Annotated in this window: 21 protein-coding genes and 1 pseudogene; 9 read left to right on the top strand and 13 right to left on the bottom strand. The window is 42.0% G+C overall.

Going from position 1 to position 22,488, the window contains the following annotated elements; all coding sequences use genetic code 11:
* Window positions 1-400: 400 nt before the first annotated feature.
* From HXY43_RS17525 to folK, 3 genes are all read right to left on the bottom strand, one after another.
* Window positions 401-682 carry a 4a-hydroxytetrahydrobiopterin dehydratase gene (locus HXY43_RS17525; RefSeq protein WP_290885293.1) on the bottom strand — a complete coding sequence of 94 codons (282 nt, stop codon included), beginning with the start codon at window positions 680-682 and terminating at the stop codon, window positions 401-403.
* 800 nt (window positions 683-1,482) lie between these two features.
* Window positions 1,483-2,031 carry an NUDIX hydrolase gene (locus tag HXY43_RS17520; RefSeq protein WP_026735528.1) on the bottom strand — a complete coding sequence of 183 codons (549 nt, stop codon included), beginning with the start codon at window positions 2,029-2,031 and terminating at the stop codon, window positions 1,483-1,485.
* Window positions 2,032-2,119: 88 nt separating this feature from the next.
* The gene (folK, locus tag HXY43_RS17515; RefSeq protein WP_290885289.1) at window positions 2,120-2,641 is read right to left on the bottom strand and encodes a 2-amino-4-hydroxy-6-hydroxymethyldihydropteridine diphosphokinase; all 522 of its coding nucleotides are present in this window, start codon (window positions 2,639-2,641) and stop codon (window positions 2,120-2,122) included.
* Between the two features lie 222 nt (window positions 2,642-2,863).
* Between folK and HXY43_RS17510 the strand changes: the two genes are divergently transcribed.
* Window positions 2,864-5,245 carry a transglycosylase domain-containing protein gene (locus HXY43_RS17510; protein ID WP_290885286.1) on the top strand — a complete coding sequence of 794 codons (2,382 nt, stop codon included), beginning with the start codon at window positions 2,864-2,866 and terminating at the stop codon, window positions 5,243-5,245.
* Between the two features lie 192 nt (window positions 5,246-5,437).
* The gene (locus tag HXY43_RS17505; RefSeq protein ID WP_290885283.1) at window positions 5,438-5,659 is read left to right on the top strand and encodes a hypothetical protein; all 222 of its coding nucleotides are present in this window, start codon (window positions 5,438-5,440) and stop codon (window positions 5,657-5,659) included.
* Window positions 5,660-5,740: 81 nt separating this feature from the next.
* Here the strand turns inward: HXY43_RS17505 and HXY43_RS17500 are convergent, their stop codons facing one another.
* The 5 genes from HXY43_RS17500 to HXY43_RS17480 all read right to left on the bottom strand — a co-directional run bounded on the left by HXY43_RS17500 (window position 5,741) and on the right by HXY43_RS17480 (window position 10,234).
* Window positions 5,741-6,172, bottom strand: coding sequence for a TerB family tellurite resistance protein (locus HXY43_RS17500; protein ID WP_290885280.1), 432 nt, complete (start codon window positions 6,170-6,172; stop codon window positions 5,741-5,743).
* A 57-nt stretch (window positions 6,173-6,229) separates the two neighbouring features.
* Window positions 6,230-7,621, bottom strand: a complete 1,392-nt coding sequence (locus HXY43_RS17495; protein ID WP_290885277.1) for a 16S rRNA (cytosine(967)-C(5))-methyltransferase — start codon at window positions 7,619-7,621, stop codon at window positions 6,230-6,232.
* Between the two features lie 277 nt (window positions 7,622-7,898).
* Window positions 7,899-8,042, bottom strand: a complete 144-nt coding sequence (locus HXY43_RS17490) for a hypothetical protein (RefSeq protein ID WP_290885273.1) — start codon at window positions 8,040-8,042, stop codon at window positions 7,899-7,901.
* Window positions 8,043-8,380: 338 nt separating this feature from the next.
* Window positions 8,381-9,556 carry a deoxyhypusine synthase gene (gene speY / locus HXY43_RS17485; RefSeq protein ID WP_290885270.1) on the bottom strand — a complete coding sequence of 392 codons (1,176 nt, stop codon included), beginning with the start codon at window positions 9,554-9,556 and terminating at the stop codon, window positions 8,381-8,383.
* A gap of 480 nt (window positions 9,557-10,036) precedes the next feature.
* Window positions 10,037-10,234, bottom strand: coding sequence for a helix-turn-helix domain-containing protein (locus HXY43_RS17480; protein ID WP_290885266.1), 198 nt, complete (start codon window positions 10,232-10,234; stop codon window positions 10,037-10,039).
* Window positions 10,235-10,399: 165 nt separating this feature from the next.
* On the opposite strand from HXY43_RS17480, the gene cobO reads away from it, so the two are divergent.
* Window positions 10,400-11,077, top strand: a complete 678-nt coding sequence (gene cobO / locus HXY43_RS17475; protein WP_290885263.1) for a cob(I)yrinic acid a,c-diamide adenosyltransferase — start codon at window positions 10,400-10,402, stop codon at window positions 11,075-11,077.
* Between the two features lie 64 nt (window positions 11,078-11,141).
* On the opposite strand, the gene HXY43_RS17470 is transcribed toward cobO, so the two are convergent.
* Both HXY43_RS17470 and HXY43_RS17465 read right to left on the bottom strand, forming a co-directional pair.
* The gene (locus tag HXY43_RS17470; protein WP_290885260.1) at window positions 11,142-11,984 is read right to left on the bottom strand and encodes a hypothetical protein; all 843 of its coding nucleotides are present in this window, start codon (window positions 11,982-11,984) and stop codon (window positions 11,142-11,144) included.
* A 706-nt stretch (window positions 11,985-12,690) separates the two neighbouring features.
* Window positions 12,691-12,846 (bottom strand): hypothetical protein, encoded by a 156-nt coding sequence (locus HXY43_RS17465; RefSeq protein WP_290885257.1) that lies wholly within the window; start codon window positions 12,844-12,846, stop codon window positions 12,691-12,693.
* A 90-nt stretch (window positions 12,847-12,936) separates the two neighbouring features.
* On the opposite strand from HXY43_RS17465, the gene HXY43_RS17460 reads away from it, so the two are divergent.
* The 5 genes from HXY43_RS17460 (at window position 12,937) to minE (ending at window position 17,661) form a co-directional block, all read left to right on the top strand.
* Window positions 12,937-13,611, top strand: coding sequence for a hypothetical protein (locus HXY43_RS17460; RefSeq protein ID WP_290885254.1), 675 nt, complete (start codon window positions 12,937-12,939; stop codon window positions 13,609-13,611).
* Window positions 13,612-13,618: 7 nt separating this feature from the next.
* Window positions 13,619-14,944, top strand: a complete 1,326-nt coding sequence (locus HXY43_RS17455) for a four-carbon acid sugar kinase family protein (protein WP_290885252.1) — start codon at window positions 13,619-13,621, stop codon at window positions 14,942-14,944.
* A gap of 368 nt (window positions 14,945-15,312) precedes the next feature.
* Window positions 15,313-16,464: a septum site-determining protein MinC gene (gene minC / locus HXY43_RS17450; protein ID WP_290885251.1), complete on the top strand. Its 1,152-nt coding sequence runs from the start codon at window positions 15,313-15,315 to the stop codon at window positions 16,462-16,464.
* 49 nt (window positions 16,465-16,513) lie between these two features.
* Entirely contained in the window at window positions 16,514-17,320 is an 807-nt protein-coding gene (minD, locus tag HXY43_RS17445; RefSeq protein WP_026735509.1) for a septum site-determining protein MinD, read from the top strand.
* 32 nt (window positions 17,321-17,352) lie between these two features.
* Entirely contained in the window at window positions 17,353-17,661 is a 309-nt protein-coding gene (minE, locus tag HXY43_RS17440; protein WP_290885340.1) for a cell division topological specificity factor MinE, read from the top strand.
* Between the two features lie 392 nt (window positions 17,662-18,053).
* On the opposite strand, the gene HXY43_RS17435 is transcribed toward minE, so the two are convergent.
* A complete protein-coding gene (locus HXY43_RS17435) occupies window positions 18,054-19,322 on the bottom strand; it encodes a hypothetical protein (RefSeq protein ID WP_290885338.1) in 1,269 nt (422 codons plus the stop codon).
* Between the two features lie 992 nt (window positions 19,323-20,314).
* On the opposite strand from HXY43_RS17435, the gene fmt reads away from it, so the two are divergent.
* On the top strand, window positions 20,315-21,322 hold the full coding sequence (gene fmt / locus HXY43_RS17430; RefSeq protein WP_290885335.1) for a methionyl-tRNA formyltransferase: 1,008 nt from the start codon (window positions 20,315-20,317) through the stop codon (window positions 21,320-21,322).
* A 39-nt stretch (window positions 21,323-21,361) separates the two neighbouring features.
* On the opposite strand, the gene HXY43_RS17425 is transcribed toward fmt, so the two are convergent.
* Together HXY43_RS17425 and HXY43_RS17420 are read right to left on the bottom strand one after the other, a co-directional pair.
* Window positions 21,362-21,733 (bottom strand): DUF6464 family protein, encoded by a 372-nt coding sequence (locus HXY43_RS17425; protein WP_290885246.1) that lies wholly within the window; start codon window positions 21,731-21,733, stop codon window positions 21,362-21,364.
* Between the two features lie 407 nt (window positions 21,734-22,140).
* Window positions 22,141-22,368, bottom strand: a pseudogene (locus HXY43_RS17420) (Hsp20/alpha crystallin family protein); the annotation flags it as partial.
* Window positions 22,369-22,488 lie beyond the last annotated feature (120 nt).

Raw genomic sequence — 22,488 nt, 5'->3', positions numbered from 1 at the left:
TATTGGTAATTTTAATTTGCTGCAACTATTGTTGAAAATGTGACTTCTTGTTGAAACCTGTGGATGAGGCATATTTGCCCCTAAATATAATTTTAGTTTTTGCTAAGCTAAACGGCTAATTAAATTCTGGTAAAAAACTTATGTGATTAACTTATGCAAAAACATATCCTCATTGCCTGTCATTATAAAACATTTGACACAGATGGCGATACGTCTAGGTTCGCAAATGTAACTGTCACACATCAGGTTCTGCTTGTTCAAATCCTGGATATAGATAGGTAGTCTGGTTTGCAAGCTCAGAAACAGCGATCGCTACAGACAAAAAAACACTCAGGATCTATTAGTTAAATATCAAACAAATGAGCTGTATTTCAATTGTAATATTACTCAGAGTTAATACTTAAGTAATCTGGGAAATCTCCTTCGCTAAATCGAAATCTTTCTGCGTTAAACCACCTGCATCATGTGTCGTAAGTGTGATTTTGACTTTGTTATAAGAAATCTCTATATCTGGATGATGACCTGCTGATTCCGCAGGTTCAACAAGTTTATTTACAAACTCAATTGCCTGCACAAAATTTTGAAATGTGCGGTTTAACTGCAACTTTGATCCTTCTAGTGTCCAGTTAGAGAGATTGCTTAGTTGTTGTTTAATTTCTGCCTCAGTGAGTAACTGCGCCATATCAATAAACTCCTACTTAATCAATTTCTCTTCATTTAAGGAGGCTGATCAATATAATCAACCTTCCAACCCTTTTATGCTTCCATCTATTGACAAATATTAACTTTTAAACTTTTATAAGTTTGTCAAGATGGAAAATAAGGGAATTTGCGGAGATGAATATACTTACTGTTTACTTTTCCACGTCTAGACTTAATCTGCGATCAAACTCATCCTGACAGTTCCAGCCGTTAAAAGAACTAAGTAGTTGGTCATCTTTAAATTTTGGAGCAGGAGTTGGTTCAACCATCTCCACAGACGCAAATCATTACACTTAGTTCCCAAGGGTATAATACAAAATATGACTTTCTAATTTAAGAAAATTATAATTTAATAATTTAATTTTTACGATTAATTAATATATTTCAAGCAATATATAAAAAACTATCCGCTCTTACTTTAGATCGGGTGATCTAGGTAAGAGCGGTCTAGCGGGTCTTCAGGTTGCAATCTAACTGCCGGAAGGAACTCCAAGCTAGCCTAGCTGCTTGAGGTAATTTAGTCTCTCAAGAAGACTAAAGCTGACTTTTAGAGAACAGCTCCGGCACACAGCCGATTTCCTGCAACCTGATGACCCATGCATTTACTACTATCTGTCATGGGCATCACCTCCTTGTTGCCTAAGCGGTCTTAGTCTCAAAAGGCAGAGCTTGTGACTCTGGGTTTTTGATTGCTGCTATTCAATATAACACATGATTGTGGAAGTTAGTAGTTAGTAGTTACTAGTTGGTTGTTTCCCACTAACCACTATCCACTAACCATTAAATTAGCAATGGGCGAGCCAGGAAAAAGCTGGAAATTGATTTGGCATCTACAGGCTCACCTTGCACGATCGCTTTTTCTAATTCTTCAGGAGTCATTAAGATTGTTTCGATATCTTCGTCTTCTTCCTGTTCTGGTGGTGTTTGGAGCTTTTCTAAATCTTGTGCTAGATACGCATAGATAATTTCATCAGAATAGCCAGGAGCTAGAAAAAATTCTCCTAGTTTTTGCCATTTATGAGCGCGATAACCAGTTTCTTCCTCTATTTCACGCTTAATGGTATCCGAGGGGTCTTCGTTTACTTCCACAGTTCCAGCAGGGAACTCTAATAAACGTCCCCCAATTGCAAAACGATACTGGCGTACGAGTACAAGTTTACCTTCTGGGGTAACAGGCACAGCCAAAGCACCGCCAGGGTGACGAATGCACTCCCATTCTCCCTCGGATTGATTTGGTAAACGCAACCGATTGACCTCAAAATCAAACTTGCGTCCTTTGTAGAACAGGCGTTCTTTCAGCAGCTGGGGTAATTCTCTACCTAGTGGCATAGTTTAAGTTATATAGACTAAAAAATCACAAGTTAATACCGAAGTTGCTTGTTAAATCAGCATTGTTCTGTGTTTATTTGGTGTAACATTAAATGCCAGTAAAAAGATGTACTTGGGAACAGTCTACCTCTTTTACCAGTTCTTGAATTGTACGTCCAGAAACTGGTTCCACCCAATCTGGGGCTATCTCCGCTAGCGGTATCAAGACAAAAGCTCGTTCCCGCATTCTTGGGTGGGGAATTTGCAGATTTGGGGTATGCAAAATTAAGTCATCATATAGCAACAAATCCAAATCAAGAGTTCGCGGTTCCCAACGTTCTTTGCGGACTCGCCCAAACTTTTTTTCAATTTCTAACAAACTTTCTAACAATAAATGTGGTATCATCTCGACTTGCAGTATCGCGCAACCATTCAAATAATCTGGCTGCGGTGGTCCTACAGCTTTGGTTTTGTACCAACTGGATCTTGCTTCTAAAATAATACCTGGTGTTTTGGCTAAATCCTCTATAGCTGCCTCTAAAATTGCATAAGAATCACCAAGATTACTACCAAGAGCAACGGCACTATATGTACAGCATTCTTTGGCTGCGTTACCTATTATCTTTGACAAAGTCTGAGGTTTTGCAAATATATTCAACCGTTTTACAACTGCGAATAATACAGAAAAATTTGTATTAGTTCCTACAAAAAAACTTCGGTAAATGATAAAAATCTTTGCTTAGTATTGCATTTAGTTAATAATTTATTAGGATATTATACTAACACAAACGTAGCGACCAATCCGAAAAATTAATGGTGGTTAGGTCGCAACTGCTGGAAGCGAGGAACTGACGTGGCGAAGTTTACCTCCTGGTTTAAGGAACGAGCGACAAAGTCGAGTGACCTTCAAACAGAGAAATCGGAATCGTCGCCTGGCGATTCCAATGAAAATAAGGAATCCATAAATGAAGAAAGCTGCTCAACAACAAAGTCAGAGAAAGCAAAGCAGATACTAAATCAGGGAGTTGCAAAGCTTCCCGGCAGTCGTAAACCGCTTTATCGTCGTTATTGGTTTTGGGCTGGCTTAGGTATCAGTGGCGGGATCGTTGCCATCAGTTATGGTATGTGGTCAATAGATCGCACTTTACCAGATAAAGCAGAACTAAATGCTGTTGTTCGAGAACAAACACTGACCATCAAGGCTGCTGATGGTACAATTTTGCGACAGCAAGGAGAAGCAACCACAGAACATCTCAAGCTGGAGGAGATGCCAGATAAACTCAAAAAAGCCTTTATCGCTTCAGAAGACAGAAGATTTAACCAGCACCAAGGCATAGATACTCAAGGAATAGTCAGGGCGGTCTGGAATAATTTGCGATCGCAGAATGTGGTAGAAGGTGGTAGCACGATCACGCAACAGCTAGCGCGGATTCTCTTTCTCAAACAAGAGCGCACTGTCTTGCGTAAGCTCAAGGAAGCTCGCCTGGCACAGAAAATAGAAGAAAATCTCTCAAAAAACGAGATTCTGGAGCGCTATCTCAATCTAGTTTATTTGGGTTCTGGGGCATATGGTGTTGCAGATGCGGCATGGGTATACTTCAGCAAATCAGTGCATGAACTCACTTTGGGTGAAATGGCAACAATCGCCGCCTTACCCCCAGCGCCAAATCGCTTCTCACCCCAGGTGAACCTAGAAGCGGCCAAGCAGCGGCGGAATCTAGTATTACAACGGATGTTTGAAGATGGCTATATTACAGCACTTGATAAACAAATAGCGATCGCCGAACAATTAGCTATCAGACCTAGCAAGCCCAAGCGGTGGCAAATAGAGTCTCCCTACTTTATTAGCTACATTCAAAAAGAATTGCCCAAGTATGTTTCCCCGGAAGTTTTGCAGGCTGGTGGTTTAACCGTGGAAACTACCATAAACCCAACTTGGCAGAAAGCAGCAGAAGAAGCAGTTAACAAAACTCTGCGAAATCAGGGCCGTTGGGAAAACTTTAAGGAAGGAGCAATGGTTGCCATCGATCCTCGCAACGGTGAAGTTAAAGCAATGGTTGGGGGAAAGGATTTTGGTCAGAACCAGTTTAATCGCGTTACCCAGGCACAACGTCAGCCAGGATCGACTTTTAAGGGATTTGTGTACGCAACAGCCATAGCAGCCGGTATGAACCCTAATCAGAGTTATTTGGATGCCCCCTTAGTTGTGGATGGCTATGAACCAAAAAACTTCGATGAGGGTTTCCGAGGCTGGACGACCATGAGGGATGCTCTTACTAAGTCAGTTAATATTGTTGCAGTAAGAGTGTTGATAAAAGTGGGATTTGATCCAACCATCAAACTAGCCCACGACATGGGAATTAAATCAGAACTCAAGCCTATGTATTCCTTGGCTCTCGGTTCAAATGAGGTGAATTTACTAGAATTAACCAGTGCTTACGGTTCCTTTGCCACACAGGGATTACACGTAGAACCACACGGGATTACCCGCATTCTCAACCGCCAAGGTAAGGTAATCTGGACTGATAATTTTAAACCAAAGCGGGCATTAGATAAAGACAGTACCGCGATTATGACCTGGATGTTACGCAACGTAGTTAATCAAGGTACTGGTACTGCTGCTCAGTTGAGTGACAGACCCGTTGCAGGTAAGACTGGTACTACCGATGATGCCCGCGATCTGTGGTTTATTGGCTTCATACCTCAATTGGTAACAGGTGTGTGGTTAGGTAACGACGATAACAAACCTACATCAGGTGGTAGCAGTACCGCCGCCTACACTTGGCGTGAATTCATGGAAAAAGCAACAGAAGGGATGCCTGTTGAGAAGTTTCCCGAACGACCAAAACTAGAAGGTCGAAAAGGCACTATCAAGGCACAGGCCATTAAACCTAATCGAATTATTAATCGCGCTGTTCCTTCTAGTAAAGATTATGATGATGGCGAACAGCAATCATATCGGGGAAGTAGATACAGAAGACGCTCTTACCAAGGGCAGCAAGAAGATCAAACCCCAAGACGCAGACGGCGCTACTATCAGCGTCGTTACAGTAGTTCAGAATCAGCTTCCAGCAGTGAATCTACCTCGTCAAACACGCCACGACGGTACAGGCGAGTAGAATCAAATTCTTTGCCTATAATACCTCGACGACGACGTTATACACCTCCTTCTGGTAACTCCTCTGGTAGTCAGCCTTCCTGGCGAGAGAGACTCAAACCCAGCTCATCGCAGTGAAGAGTGGAGGAGTGAAGGAGTGGGGGAGTGGAAGAGTGGGAGAAAAAAGAATTCTTCTTTCTCCCCATCTCCCCATCTCCCCATCTCCCCCTCCTAATTTCCTCCTCTCCCCTCTGACTTGTGGGGGATGTTGGTGATACGCTCTTTTTATAGGTTTTTAAGTAGTGTTGCCTACTTTAGGAGAATATACTCATGGCTTTATTGATGCAAGCAGCAGCGCAAGCAGCAAACGAACCGCATTTTCCTTTTGCTTTCACTGCGGTTTATGTGATTGGTTTTATTGCTGCTGTCACGATTGGTTCAATTGCTTGGTACAACTCTAAGCGTCCCGTTGGTTGGGAAGATAAAGAGCGTCCCAGCATTGTCCCCAAGGTTGAAAAAGACGAAACCCCAGGTGTTGGTGAACCCAAATAGTCAAGAGTCAAGGGTCAACAGTCAAGAGTCAAAGTTATTTCTTTTGACTATGGACTATGGACTCTGGACTTTTGACTTTGGTTAATTTTGAATCTCAACCCAACGACGGTAAAGCTTTTGAATTTGTTTGAGAAGGGCATTTAATCCGGCTTGGGTTGACTCTTCCTGGTTAGAATCAGACAATTGTTGTAATTTCATGAGCAGTTTAGCTTCTTCTATTGCCACTTCATCATCGCTGTAAATTAAACCGCTGATGGCTTGAATCAGGTTTTGGCAATCTTCCATGCTAGGGCGATCGCCTAAATACTCCCTTACCCAGTCGTAGCACTCTACTGGTTGGACGGGAACTAATTCGTAAAGCAAAGGTTTTATATCTGGATCGCCAGCTACGCCTTTTTGTTGAGCTATCTGACGTAGATATTGCCTTTCTTCTGGTTGAATTCTGCCGTCTATCCAAGCTGCTCCAATCAGAATTTTTACTAAGTTTTTTACATCACTGGAGTTCACTGACATCACAGCCTCCTCTGGTTGATTCTGCCCTCCCTGAAATCTTACAACCCCTGACAGTATTCACCCTGAATGCTTTGTTTTTCTTAAGCGAACCACAAAAAATCCATCCATATTATGTTGATGGGGCAATACTTTCAGCCAGCCTTGTGGCGTGGAATACGTGGAAAAAGCTGAATCCAGATTGGCAGGCTCTATTTGCCAATTTGGGTTTTTGGCTAAAAATGACTCTATCACGCCTTCATTTTCTGCCGGATGCAACGTACAAGTAGCGTAAACTAATACACCTCCATTCTTGACAAAATTAGAAGTATGTGATATCAACTCCTTTTGAAGCATCGAAAGTTCCTGTACAGATTCTGGTGTTTGTCGCCAACGAGCATCGGCATGGCGGTGTAGGGTTCCCAAACCAGAGCATGGAGCATCTAGCAAAACACGGTCAGCAGAGTTGGTAAACTGGGATAAATCGCGGCTGTCACCAATACAAATTTCAATAGATTTGAGATTGAGTCTTTGCATATTTGCTTGGAGTTTCCGCATCCGGGAGGAAGTGCGATCGCACGCCCAAATTTTTCCTTCGTCTCGCATCAATTCGGCAATATGAGTGGTTTTACCTCCAGGTGCTGCACAAGCATCAATCACCACTTCTGTTGGTTGGGGATCGAGGAAATGACTTACTAGTTGAGCACTACTATCTTGTACACTCCACCAACCCTCGCGAAAACCAGGGAGATTTTGGATAGGCCCGGGATTTGTCAGCAATCGTAACGCCTGCGGTAAGTGAGGGAGGCGTTGGCAGGAAACCCCAGCATTTTGTAAAGCTGCTTCTACTGCATCTACATCAGTACGCAACGGGTTCACCCGCAAGTCAATTGTTGGAGTTTGGTTCATCCAGATACAGAGTTTTTCTGTCTCGGCAACACCAAATTGATCTATCCAAACTTGAATAATCCAGTCGGGAAAACTGTGTAAAATACCCAAGCGTTCTACTGGGTTTTCTGGCAATCGCAACAAAGACGTGGGAAGTGTATCTGTGTCCTTCTCTACAAGGCGGAGATACTGGCGCAATAAACCGTTAACAAAACCAGCGAGTCCAGAAAAACCATTTTCTTTGGCTAGTTGCACGGTGGTATTAACAGCAGCGCTAGCGGGGATTCGTTCTTGATACAACAGTTGGTACAAGCCGAGATACAGAATGATGCGGAGGTCTTTTGGTTGCTGGTGGGATTTCTTTTTACTGAGTTGGTCGATAAGGAAATCAAGAGTGCGCTGTCTTCTTGTACAGCCATAAACTAATTCTGTTAGCAAACGGCGATCGCTATCTGCTAAATTGGCTTTTTGCAGCACTCTATCTAATGCCACATCAGCATAAGCCCCCTTGTGAACATCTCGCAGGGCAACAAAAGCTAGTTGTCGGGGGGAAGTATTTTGGCTTTTTGATTTTTGATGTTGCAATGATACAAATAAAAATTAAAGCGTAACTACTTTAATACTACCCCTGTCAAGGTGTAAGTCTTGGAAATGGATTTTTCTTGGTGTCAACGATTTCTTTCTTCGTTGGCTTTGCTGGTTGTAATAGCTTGCTCAATGGCCGTTGCAGGTATCGTTGTCTCTATTGCTTTTAGCAAATCATCTCTTTGTATCATTGGAGACAAAAGGGAGAAATCTTTGAGATGCACTACAGTTTACTTTCAGTGTTGATTACAACCCTTAATTTACACAACTTTGCGCCTTAACTGAACCGTATTGGCTTATATCTAGCCAAAGGTTCAGCTAGTGTCTCCAAAGTAGCACGGGTTGCCGCTACTTCTGCATTGCCACGCAAATTCCAAGGGGCGCGATGTTGAACTTGTCCAATCAATTCATCGTGTTGCACATTCCTTCCTCGTGTCTGTGACTCAATGTTTGACTTGTAATTGTGACTAACGCTTAAATACCTAGTTGTAATGTGCTTTTTATCTTATGAACCGATTTTAGAAAGCTTAAAATTCCCTTTCCTCTAACTAATGGAAGGTAGTGTTTAATATCAGCGTCTGCTGTGCGAAAGAGATAAATCGTGTCTGCTTCAATAGTGATACTGTCGCTGAGTAAGTAATTTACCGGAGATAATATTATTTGGAATCGCAAGCTTAGCCAGAAAAATATTAAGTAGTGGATCGGTAGAGTAGGGTTAGTAGTCAACAACCAACTACTAACTACTAACTACTACAATTCCTAATGCGTATGAGGAATCATCCTCCCACAGGGATAGGTTGCTACTTCTTGGGAAGCAGCCTCAGTCATAGCAACTGGTATATTCTCTAGTGGTTGAGTTTGAACTGCTAAATAATCTGCCCGCAGTCTCTCTAGCATCTCTTGCCGCCGATCGTACAGCCGCTTGAGGGGACGGGATTGACACTGGTTGATGACATATGCCGTCACTAAAGGTAGTGCGATTGTGCTGTCGGTGTAACAAACAATTGTGCTGGGTAGTTCTTGCGGATCAATTTTGCCCCAGCTAACAGCTTCTGAAGGTGTTGCCCCAGACAAACCACCAGTATCTGGACGAGCATCGGTAAACTGGATAAAGTAATCGTGTCCTCGTTCTTCTAGCCCCAATACTTCATGAATTTGTGGTTGAGTTTGTAGCAAGAAATTTTTGGGACTGCCACCACCAATAATCACCGCTGCACTTTTACCCTCATCTGCCCGCGAATTGTAGGCGATCGCCGCTGTTTCATTCACATCAATTGCTGGATCTAACACTAACTGTGAACCCTCCAGTGCCAAAGCAGCAACGTTCATGCCAATCGAACTATCACCAGGAGAAGAAGTGTAAATAGGTACACCACATTCATATGCAGTTGCTAGCAAGCAAGAATGTTGGACTCCCAGTTGCTTTTCTACTTCTCGGACATACATACCCAGCAGATAATGAAACTCTGCCGTCCCCATCCGCTTTTGAAATGGTTCTGCTTGTAAAATTTTGCGGATGAAGGCATCTGTTTCCAATAACACGTCATAGCCAAAAACAATATCATAAATACGGATAGTACCTTGCTGGCGTAATTGCACATCATCTACAAACGGATTGCCAGCAAACAATTCAAAGCCTAAACCATAGTGCATATCATGGTAGAGATTTGCACCGGTGCTAATCATCCAGTCAATAAAACCATTGCGAATTAGTGGTGCTAGTGTCGAAACTCCGAATCCTGCTGGTGTCATTGCACCGGAAAGGCTAACTCCTACTGTTACGCCTTCTTGTAGCACATCCCGACTCATTAGCTGACAAGCTTCCCGCAACCGTGCCGAGTTGTAGGCGGTAAAGTAATTATCAATCAAATCAACTACCCCAATTTCTTTGGGCATAGGTGTGGGTGCGATTTTCTTTCCCAGCTGTTTTGACATTGCTGTACTCTCAACACTAAATACGCCGAGTCTAATGTTAACTATGCATGATGTGCAACTTACTGCAACTGGAGAAACTTCAATAGCGCGATCGCATTTAGCATAAAGATTCCACTGTCGCCGGAAGGAATTTATTGTTTCCTGCTATGTAACAGGATTTCAAGAAGTCTCTCTTTTTGATAACCAAGCTATGACTTCTGTTAGAGGAATAATTATTTTTTTGCAGTTAGTCTTGGATTTGTACTCAAAAAACTAATTGGCTCGAAAATAGGTTGGTTTTTACCAGATTTCATTACTAACCTATAACTCTGTTTATGAAGTTAGTTACAGATAGAAGCTAGGTTCAGTTTCTATTGGCGCTAGCTGAATTTGGAGTGAGCCAATGATATTGCAAATCGTGAAAAGTATCGAGAATTAACTCGTGGAGTATTGTCATGATAAATTTGATTTCTAGTGCGATCGCTCATATCAGTTCTCTGTTTAAGGGACTTCAAGTAAAGCGTTTTTTGGCTGTGTTTCAATGTACTTGATCCCCCAACTTTCAAGAGATAGTAATGTTGGTTCGAGCATTTTACCTAAATCTGTCAGTGAATATTCTACTTTTGGTGGTATCTCTGGATAGATTTTTCGACTGATTATTCCATCGTTTTCTAATTCTCTCAATGGACACCTAGTCATTTATCAGTGCTTGACTGGCTAAGGGAGACATCAAACTTAGGGATTTCCAAGTAAAAAATATCCAATCGCTAGGAATGTTAAAGCTGTTGTTACCAACGCTTAAGTTTTTGATCGATCCTGGTTGATATAACATTTTCTTATATGTTTTGTTTCCAGGAAAAGTTTATGAACGCCAACAATCAAACAGAGTTGAACCTAGACTCAGAAGCTAAACAATTAATGGAGGAAGCCTCATCCTCAACCCTCACTGATGAGCAGTATCGCAAAAAGATGCAGCGACGCAAAGAAGTGCAAGATAAACGTATAGCACAAGCAGTGCCAGAAAAGGGATTAATAATAGTTCACACTGGCAATGGCAAGGGAAAAACAACTGCGGCGTTGGGAATGGTGTTGCGATCGCTCGGTCATGGATATAAAGTAGCGATTGTTCAATTCATTAAAGGAGCTTGGGAACCTTCTGAAAAAAAGGTTTTCAGTCTTTGGCTAGATCAGTTAGAATTTCACGCTATGGGCGAAGGCTTTACCTGGGAAACTCAAGATCGCGATCGCGATCTTGAAAAAGCACAAGCCGCATGGCAAAAAGGGTTAGAATACATCCGCAACCCAGACTTCAAGCTGATATTGTTAGATGAAATCAATATTGCGATTAAGCTTGGTTACTTGCGCGTTGAAGAGATTCTAGACGGATTGGCGCAAAAACCAGCCGATAAGCACGTAATTCTTACAGGTAGAGGTGCACCCACAGCATTAATCGAACACGCTGATTTGGTGACAGAAATGACTCTTGTTAAACACCCTTTCCGCGATCAAGCTGTAAAAGCTCAACCAGGAATTGAATTTTAATGATGAATTATGAATTATGAATTATGAATTGATTTTTTTAATTCATGATTCATAGTTCAGAACCTTACAGGTTAGACTTACACATCTGCAAAATTTCGCGATCGTTACTGCTGATAGACCTTAATCGATAATAGTTTTGCAGTGCGACCGAATGATCGTAGGTGAATGGCCGATCGTCATTCATTCGCATTAACCCATCACGTGCAGCTACTTGCGATGGGCTAAATTCACCAGGATAACCCCTAACAGTCATTGCCAATTCTCCTGAAGGGTTGAGTGTACCTTTAAAACAACTATACTCAGAATCTGGCATATACAAAGCACCGATCACTTTACTTTGGCGCTTTTCAAATAAGATATATCCTTGCCCCAACTGTCCTGGTTGTGGTGATTGTCCGTAAAGGTAAATGCCGTTTCGTTTGGGGAAATTCACTTTTGATCCCACTTCTGTGGTTTTTATAGATGCTTTAGGTGCGCTTTTACGTGGCTTGGTTGTAGGTTCTGCTGCTAATTCCGGAGATAAAGACTCAGAAGAAGTTTCTGTAGATATGGGAGAATTTCGCTGCAACCAAGTGTAAGTTGTTTGTTGATTAACTGGAATTTGTGCAGACGCCTTTTTGGATTCCACAGCAACTTTGCTTGGTACGGTATCTGACTTGGCAAGTACTCTTCGTAAGCGAACTGCTTTATCTGTGGCTTGCAAATCTGGGGAAGAATTACGTTGTAACCAAGTACGAGTGGTTATTTGATTGCTAAATTCTTGGGGTGTAGGAGCATGTAATCTTGCGAACTGGCTACTTAACACAGGTTTAGCCCTTTCACCAACAACACCAAGAATGAGAAGTAAACCAAATAAGGGAAGTCTCAACTGACGAGCGGGAAGGAACTTTTTGAGAAGGTTAAGCACCCTATTTCTCCTGTTAAAAAATTTACTTTTTTTTTGTTTGTTACTTAAACCGTAGCTAAGTACTGAGGTATCGAGGCTCCACCAACTGAGGGATCAAGGCTCCATCAAAGGTTTGATTTATATTGTCCGGAAAAAAACTCCATAAACAAAGAAAGTTTTTGTTTTATTTTGAGCAGTAATTTATAGACTACCATTGGTTGAGCTATTGTGCTTTCACCTAAGTGCTTAGCTTCATAAGATGATTGTCAGGAAACATTAAAATTATTAGTGAACTTTACAAGTTTCAACGGAATTCATGCTTGTTTATAAGAAAACACCTCTGTTTTGTACATCTATCTTGAAATACAAAAGAAATTCTCCTGATTCCGGATTCACATCAGAGATTTTGATAAATTGTTGGTGGTTGTTAGTTGGTGGTTGTTTGGAATAGCTAGTCAAGAAGTGCGATCGCGCTTAGGGACTTTCAAATAAAAAAACATCCCAAATTTTCTTGTGGGATGGGTGTCAGGGGCCAGAGGCGGGCAGGATGCCCACCCCACAAGAGGTCTAATTTATTTCTTGGAAATCTCTTATAAGCGCTCTTATAAGGCAGATTGTTACTGCTTAACCTCCAATACGTCATCCTATAGGGTGTCGCTACACAAACAAAGCCTGGATCGGCAGGCTTGGTTAATGTAGCTTCAGGCATTTCTGAAGCCGACTTATCCTAGTGGTTTGCCAAAGCAACTTTGCGGATGTTTTTTGAGGCTGGATCGTCATTTAAATACCCTGCAAAGTGACGGGTTAACTCATAACGGTCTGTAAACAACTGTAAAGCGCGGTTGCCATCTGTGAGCGATCGCTTTCTGTAATTAATACTCATGCCAGCAGAGAGCGGGTGGTGGGGGTTTTGTTTGGATATATACTACTCAATATAAATATGCATCTCGCGCTTCCACAGGAGTAGTTATCTGTGCAGCCGGACTTACTGGGCTTGGAAATAACTAAAGGGGAACTGAGACGTTTAACCGGAATAAATCCAAGTAACGTCCTCCGACCTGCGATTATAGAAAATCGCGAGCAGCGATTGGGATTTTTGATGAAAGAAGTGCGGGTAACGCTGCTGTTGAGCCTGATAATTACTGGGTTGATTTATGCGTTGATTATTCTGCCCACGATTGGTTCCGCGATTGGGTTGGGAATCGTTTTGCTAATTGGAGTATTGCTGGCAGTGGTAATTGGGCGTTGGCTGTGGCGGCGTTTCACCTATTCCAAAACACTAATAAATCTTTTAAATGAAGTCGATAGATATCATGCAGTTATTCAAGCGGTAGATTATCTTGATCAATTAGCAGCATCTGACAACTCAGCAAGTAATATCAATGATAGAGAAACTGCGATCGCTGCACTGCAATTTACCAGAGAAGATATAGTTCGTGCTTTGAAAATCGAGCGACTTTTACGAGATAATAAAAAGCTGCTTGCTGACAACCAAGAGTTATTTGACAATAATGTAGAGACGTTGCATGCAACGTCTCTACAAGTTAGCAGTCAAGCAAGCGAATATGCTCAAACTTTAAATCAATCATTGCAGATTGACTTAGATGTGCAATCCCAGATAAGAAAATTACAACAGTCGCTCCGTTAACACAAACATGGCCCTTAAACCAAAAATAATCGTCCTTGATGATGATCCAACAGGATCGCAAACAGTTCACAGCTGCTTGCTGCTAATGCGTTGGGATGTGGAGACTTTACGCAAAGGGTTGCAAGACGATGCACCGATTTTCTTTGTGCTGACAAATACTAGGGCATTACCACCAGATTTGGCTGCATCTGTTACCAGAGAAGTTTGTCAGAACTTGAAAGTAGCTTTAGCTACTCAGAAAATTCAGGATTTTCTCATAGTCAGCCGTTCTGACTCCACTTTGCGGGGACATTACCCAATCGAAACCGATGTCATTGCTGAGGAACTCGGCCCTTTTGATGCTCATTTTCTCGTCCCGACTTTTTTTGAGGGAGGACGTATCACTCGCGACAGCATACATTACTTAATTATTGATGGTGTACCTACGCCAGTGCATGAAACTGAGTTCGCTCGTGATTCTGTCTTCAGCTACCATCACAGTTACTTACCCGAGTATGTTGAAGAAAAAACAAAAGGACGTATTAATGCGAACTCTGTAGAAAAATTTTTACTTGCAAACATCCGTGCTGGTAGCTTAGAACGCCTAATGAACCTGAGTGATAATCAATGCTGTGTAGTTGATGGGGAAACTCAAGCAGATCTGGATCGCTTTGCACAAGATGTTTTAACAGCAGCGAGTCATGGTAAACGCTTTTTATTTCGCAGTGCTGCCAGTATCTTAACGGCTTTAGCTGCCTTACCTCCCCAACCAATCGCCCCCGAAAACATGGCGGAGTACGTACGCAATGGTAAACCAGGTGCGGTGATTGTCGGTTCTCATGTGAAAAAGACGACTCAGCAACTGGAAATGCTACTGCAAGCAGAAGGTACGCTTGGGGTTGAAGTTGATGTAGCACTTTTGCTGGATGAGAAAAATCAATCTGCTGCGCTGCTAAGTGAGGTTCTTGAAGGTGTCCATGCAGCACATGAGGCTGGCAAAACGCCAGTAGTTTATACCAGCCGTAAAGAACTCACTTTTAAGGATGTAAATACACGGTTACAGTTTGGAACAAAGGTTTCCGATTTATTGATGGATGTTGTGCAGGGTTTGCCATCTGATATAGGATTCTTAATTAGCAAAGGTGGTATTACCTCCAACGATGTTCTGAGTACTGGTCTGGCTTTGACTTCAGCTCGGTTACTTGGTCAAATTTTACCTGGTTGTTCAATGGTGCGGACTCCCACCGATCATCCCCAGTTTCCGAATTTACCAGTGGTGCTATTTCCAGGTAACGTTGGTGATGCTAGTGCTTTGGCAACGATTTATCAAAGACTAAGTAAAAAAGCTAAGTAAACTGTGGCACATTACAATTGCATATTTACACCTGGGGAACGTCATTTGTCCTTGGTCATTGTTATTTGTAAATACAAAAAACTCAAGGCCGCTTTGCGTAAAATTGTAGTGTTTTTTTAACGCAGAGGGGAGGCAGCGCGTTGCGGAGGTTCCCCCCGTTGTAGCGACTGCCGTCGCGCAGAGACACCGCAGAGGAACGTAGAGTTTTTCTAGGATAATTCGCTACTAATTAATGAAATACTGTACTGAGGACAAATAACAAATGACAAATGACTGTTTAATAATTTGCAACTTTCTAGAACACAGTAACAAAGGCAAATCATCTAAGATTGGTAATTGCTAAATTTTCCTCTTTTGGCTAGTGCTGCATGACTTCTGATTCTGCCATCCCCAATCCAGAGTCAAATTCTGCTGTTAATAATGCAGAATCAATCTCAAGCCTTTCTGATGTAGAGGTAGATACTACTGTTTTCTCTGTAAAAGAGGCAGATTCTGCCGTTGATGAGGCAGAGTCAAGTTCTATACTCCCAGAAGCAGAGGTTAATTCTGTTTTGCTCTATTTAAAGTCCAATTCTGCCGATACGAATGTAGAATCCAATTCTGTTGTAGATGCAGAATACAATTCTGTGTCTGCTGATGTAGAGTCTAATGTTACTCCGGATGCAGAATCTAATTCTGTCGCTGCTGATGTAGAGTCTAATGTTACTCCAGATGCAGAATTGAATTCTAACCTCTTGGATTTAGAGTTATCTAAGTTACTGCCACTAAAAAATGTGGTAAATAAAAATATCCAAATTCAAATCAAAACAGAGGAGGGAAGATTATTATTAATTTTGCCAACAGAATCCCAGCTACCTGCTTCGGAAAACAATTGGACTGAGATTTGGCAACAGTTGAAGCTACGACTCAATGCTAGCGATCGCTTTCAATCACCAAACACTCCCGTACATGTTATCGCTGGCGATCGCCTCTTGGATGTCAGGCAGCTGCAACAACTCGCTGAGATTTTCAGCGAGGTACAAATGCAGCTAAAATCTGTTGCTACCAGTCGTCGCCAAACTGCCATAGCAGCAGTTACAGCTGGCTACTCTGTAGAACAAACACAGCGAGAAAATATCTTCTCTTCTGGGTCTAAAGCAACCAAAGCACATCAAACAGAAGCCCTTTATCTAGAAATGACGGTACGTTCTGGAGTAGAAATTCGTCATCCTGGTAGCGTAATTATCTTAGGAGATGTAAATCCAGGTGGTATCGTAGTTGCAGATGGCGATATTCTTGTTTGGGGTCGTCTACGTGGAGTTGCTCATGCCGGTGCGGCCGGCAATCGCGAGTGTCTGATTATGTCCCTGCAAATGGAACCAACCCAGTTGCGGATCGCAGATGCTGTCGCTAGGGCACCAGAAAAATTGCCGATGCAATTTTATCCGGAAGTGGCATATGTCACACCTCAAGGAATTCGCATCGCTAGGGCTAGTGATTTTTCTAAAATCCAAATTCATAGGATGAATTTAGAGCCATAAAGCTCTGTTGTTATATATTTACGGAAACATCATCGAGCGCGTTTGTGTCATGACTCGAATTATTGTCGTTACCTCCGGTAAAGGAGGCGTGGGTAAAACCACTTGTACAGCCAATTTAGGTATGGCTTTAGCTAAAATGGGGCGTCAAGTGGCATTAGTTGATGCTGATTTTGGTTTGAGAAACTTAGATTTGTTACTAGGATTGGAAAATCGTATTGTTTATACAGCGGTGGAAGTCTTAGCGAGGGAGTGCCGTCTCGAACAAGCTTTGGTGAAAGACAAGCGGCAACCTAATTTAGTTTTGTTACCCGCAGCCCAGAACCGCACCAAAGATGCAGTTACCCCCGATCAGATGAAGTTATTAGTGAATGCACTGGCGCAGAAGTATCAATATGTGATTATTGATAGCCCAGCAGGCATTGAAATGGGGTTTAAAAATGCGATCGCCCCTGCTAAAGAAGCATTAATTGTCACCACACCTGAAATTGCCTCAGTCCGGGACGCCGATCGCGTCGTTGGGTTGTTAGAAGCACAAGGCGTCAAGCGGATTCATTTAATAATTAACCGCATCAAACCCGCAATGGTACGGGCAAATGATATGATGTCTGTGCATGATGTTCAGGAACTTCTAGCAATTCCTCTAATTGGGGTAATCCCGGATGATGAGCGCGTTATCGTCTCTACCAATCGCGGCGAACCTTTAGTATTGTCAGAAAGTCCTTCTCTAGCGGCTACAGCCTATGAGAACATTGCTCGCAGATTGGAAGGAGAAACGGTCGAATTTCTTGAACTCGACTCACCCAACAACAACATTTTCTCTCGCCTCCGAAGATTGTTGTGGACAAAAATTATTTAATTCTTTTTCCAGTCTGTGCATACCAAGCAGCAATGATTATTGAACTTCTAGAACGGTTTTTTACTCGCAGTTCTGACAGTAGTCGCAATCAGGTTAAGCGTCGCCTACAACTAGTGATTGCCCACGATCGCGCGGATTTGAGTCCTCAAACAATAGAAAAAATGCGGCAAGAAATCTTAGAAATCGTCTGCCGCTATGTAGAAATAGAAACAGAGGGTTTAGAATTTTCTTTAGAAAGCAACCAACGAACAAGCGCTTTAATAGCCAATGTACCCATACGTCGGGTAAAAGAAGCTATGGAAGATGAGGATGAGTTGGAAAGCAGCGAGACTTCTATTTAGTTGTATGAAATTTTTCTTGAGGAGTTTGTATTAATATATCTTTTAAATTTTGACTTGTTTGGGTGATATCTGACAATCTGCCAGCGATGGCAGTACCACTAGAACACCAATTCAGTAATCTTCAAATTGGAAGGGAAGGAGGACAAAACAATTCAAAAGTCACGCATTCAAAAGTCAAAAGTAAAGATTCTAACGTGTGATTTTTGACTTGATACTTTTGACTTCCCGAAGGGTGTCTTCCCTCTCCCCCTCTCCCAATTTGGGAGAGGGGGAGAGGGCACAAATTGCTATATCTGAACACAACTTGGTATGAGAACCAATTCACAGTCTTACGTAAATTAAAAAAACCCGTTCCCAAGCTGGAACAGGCTAGCATCAAAGCTTGTATAAAATCATCGATAAGCAACTTGGGGTTTACCCCAAACTTCTTTCACCTTTTCACCAAAGGTGACTGGTTGATCGGCATCTGTTGCAATTACAGTCCTGCCATCATCAGAAACTGCTAACACGGGCCAATCTTCTTGGCCTATTTCACCAGTGCGGAACAGGACGTTACTAGGTTGGGTTTTACTCCAACCTAAAAGTACGGCAATCTTCTCATGTTCCTGTTCTTCAGAGACAGGAGAAATAGTATTAGTGCGATCGCTTTGCCGATCCCAAATCAACGCCCGATCTGTAGCATCAGAGGTATTAAATACCCCTTCAAACTGGCGTGCTAAAAAGCGATCGCCACTTTCTGACCAACTGACTGGCACTAATACTCCAATAGTTCCTTCCCCATTAGCATCTCGGTCAGCCTTGACGCTTAATAAAGTATCCATATTCCGAGAGGTTGAAGACAAGACCCGCAATTTTCCAGTTTGCCTGTCTTCAACAAACAAAACACTGCTGACGCGGCTGTTATAAAGTTCTGGTTTTATTTCTAATTGCACGCGGCTGTAAACAGCATGCCTACCATCTGGAGAAATCACAGGTACGCTGCGGTAATGACGCACTCCAGAACTACCCTGAGAACTAATAGCTTGATGAGTAGTCATGATCCAATTCCAAGGAACAGGATGAGGACTTCCAATCGGATCTTGCTGTTCTATTTGTGCCTGTTCGGATTCTTCAACAACAGGCACTGCCCTATAATTCGGCTGTGATTCCCCAGTTACAGGCGCGATTGTCGCTGCTTGTGACGATCGCGCAGCAGACTCATCAATAGACAAATTGCTATTTTCTGTAGGTAAGGACTGTAGTTTAGCAATTTTTAATCTTTCCACTAAACCCAATTGACTACTAGATAGCCCTTGAGACAGAGAGTGCGATCGCAATACCCCTGCTGCAAGTTCTACCGCTGCTAATGAGTCGTTGTTTGGCAATTCCTTAATTGACAGAGAATCATCTTTCGCTGTCCAAGACTCAATGTTATCTATTTGTAATATTTGCAATTCATCAACATTAGCTCTAGACACTATTACAGAGCCAGATTTATCTATCAAAGAATAAATATTAGCAACATTAGCAACTTTTGATACTTGATTTGCAGCGGGTGCTTGATTGGCACTTGCTGTAATTAACACAGAGTCAGACGCCATTGTCACGGAGATATTTTTAGCTGTTTGCGATCGCGCTGAGGTAGAGTGACTAGATGCAGCCATTAGGGGCGCAATCAACATGACAACGGCAATATACTTAAGGAATGGTTGCAGGCGAAACCATCCTGACAGCAAAAGGTTTTGAAGCATTTGTTGACTCTCTAGAGGGCGGTTGCTGTGTGAGGAGTGATGCCAGTACAGTTATGGGGCAGGCTTTGATTATATGTATAACAGGGAACTAGCAGATTTTAAGTGACAAATTTGTTAAATTTTGCATTGTTTTACAAAAAAATTGTATGAATAATTACAAGATATAAATATTCAGAATAGCTAGCAAAAGATACTAGCATAATTACTGAACCGTGATGAACCGAACTTTTTATCGCCTCATAGAAATTTTTGCCGCTGCTCAGACCCAGCTACACCAAAGTGATAGCTTTTGAGTGACACTAACCAGGATCAATGTTAGTGTATTCACTTGCTTAGGCAAGCTATGGAGAATCGTACAGACACTGATCTGTGGATAGGCAGGTGCTGTCTATTTATATTGCTGCAACACTGCGGATACCGATAACGGTAAAATTGCGGCATTATTACAAGGATTTGACAAAGGTATCGCTCAACTAAGCAGACTCAAACAATAACACTCAAACTCTAGCTAAAGGCAACTGTTTTAAGCTTAACTACAAGAATATAATTTGCAGTTACAGCTATTACAGAAACACACTTTTGTTAAAAATGGTTAGTGAAGGCTGCGGACTTCTAGAAAAATTATAAAAACTAAATTGAGGTAGTGAACCCGAAAAGGCTTAGCGATAGACAAAGCCAGAGAGTTAAGCTTAGTTACAAGAGATACAGTTGGCACTCGTTAAATATCTAGCCAATTCATTATAACTCCACTAAGATAACTCTACTAACTCATTTTTGGGAAAAAAGAGGGACTAGGGCATAAAAATTTATGAATTATGAATTATGAATTATGAAATTTTCAGGATTCAGCATTTTCACTTGTTCCCGATACCCAATACCCAATCCTGGAGCGGATGACTAATGACTAATGACTAATGACTATCATGAAAATTGTATTCTTTGGTACTCCACAATTTGCAGTTCCGACTCTAGAAAAATTGCTCAATCATCCAGAGTTTCAAGTGCTAGGGGTTGTTACACAACCAGATAAGCGCCGGGGACGTGGAAATGAACTTATACCTTCACCAGTAAAAACCATCGCTACAGCTAATAACTTGCCTGTATGGCAACCTCAACGAGTTAAAAAAGATACCCAAACTCTCACTCAACTCCAAGAAATTGGTGCCGACGTATTTGTGGTTGTTGCCTATGGGCAAATTCTCTCTCAAGCAATTTTGGATATGCCCAAGTTGGGTTGTGTTAACGTGCATGGCTCGATTTTACCCAAGTATCGGGGTGCAGCTCCAATTCAGTGGTGTTTGTATCACGGAGAAAAAGAAACGGGCATCACGACAATGTTGATGGATGCAGGGATGGATACTGGTGCAATGCTGCTGAAAGCCACTACACCAATAGGCTTACTAGACAATGCCCAAGATTTGGCAGAGAAATTGGCAACAATAGGTGCAGATTTGTTGATAGAAACTTTACTCAAGCTGGAAGCTGGGGAAATTGAACCAATTCCTCAAGATAATTCTGAAGCTACTTATGCGCCTTTAATTCAAAAGGAAGATTATCAACTGGATTGGTCAAACAGCGCCATACAATTACACAATCAAATCAGAGGCTTTTACCCTAACTGTACAACGGGCTTTCGCAACCAACCACTCAAAATTACCGCAACCGCTCCCCTTGGTTCTGCTTACTGGCCAGAACTACCACTAGAAGTTCAAGATTTATACCATAAAATCCCTGATTTATCAACAACGTCGAGCAGCCCAGGGGAAGTAGTAAGCATTGCCAAGGGAGTAGGAGCGATCGTACAAACTGGAGAGGGTTTATTGCTGTTACGAGAAGTTCAGCTAGCTGGCAAACGTCCCCAGTCAGGATGGGATTTTGTGAATGGTACGCGTTTAACAGTGGGAGAAGTTTTAGAAAGTTATCAGCTTTGAATTAGAAGTGAAGAGTTACAATTTAAGTCCGTTAACTTCTTACTCTTCACTCTTAGTTCTTAACTTTTCGTAGAAGCGGCAAGATTCGCATGGACCGTCTGGATTAACTGCACAGCGAATAATTTCTGAATTAGCATTGTAGCGGCAGCTGGCATTGCCGATGACCCAACGTCCTTCTATCCAAGTTTTTTCTTCCGGCCGCTTGGCAGACTGCACATATAAAGCTATTTTCTGCAAACGATAGCGTCCCGCCTTGAGCTGGTAACGATGGCGACGTTCTAAAACAGCATAAGTTTTTCCTTCCAAGTCTAGATAGTTTCCTGGTTGTGGCATCCAGTCAAGTTGGACGCTCCCGAGAGACTGACGCGGATGTGTCAGAATCACCTCAGTTGGTAAAGTCTCTGGCTCCATAAGCTTTTGTAATGACGTTTACATTATCTAGGATAGTAACGCACCCGCTTGCCATAGCATCCGGAGTTTATGTTAGAGTTAACTATTTGCTAATAATTTGTAAAAAAGTTGTCAATCTTTCTCTAAAGTACACCTTTATACATAACTTAATAGCACTTTTCTATGCTTCTTAGTAGTAGGGACTGGGTATTGGGTATTGGGTATTGGGATTTAACGATTATCTTTGCCCCATGCCCATTGCCCCATGCCCCAGTCCCTAATCACCTGTCCCCAGTCCCTTTTACACCAACCTACTCAAATCGATTAATCAACATATAAAAAAACCGCTCTCGCGGTCTGGAAAATGCTTTCTAGACGACGAAGGCGGTTAAATCATGTCACACCAGACCAACCAATGAGGAAAAAATCTAATAGATGTTAACTATGCTACTTGAGCTTTTTGTATATGGTGTAGCTTCTGAAACTAGTTCAGCAGTATTCTTTGCTAAGTTAATTTTGATTACTTGCTGACGTGCTTCTGTAATTTTAGGCAGTGTCAGTGTCAATATACCATGTTTGTACTCAGTTTGCACCTTGTCATTTTGAATCGCAACTGGCAGAGATATTACTCGCTGGAATTTGCCATAGCGGAACTTTGGGCGTTGCTGAATCAAGATATGAATTTACAATTCACGGGTATGTAGAGACGTAGCATTGCTACGTCTCTACAATGATTTGGCATCGAACTACAAAAATGTATGCACACATAATTCATG

It is taken from the genome of Fischerella sp. (assembly GCF_013388695.1).
Classification (GTDB): domain Bacteria; phylum Cyanobacteriota; class Cyanobacteriia; order Cyanobacteriales; family Nostocaceae; genus PCC9605.
This window is presented reverse-complemented; position numbering and strand designations above follow the sequence as displayed.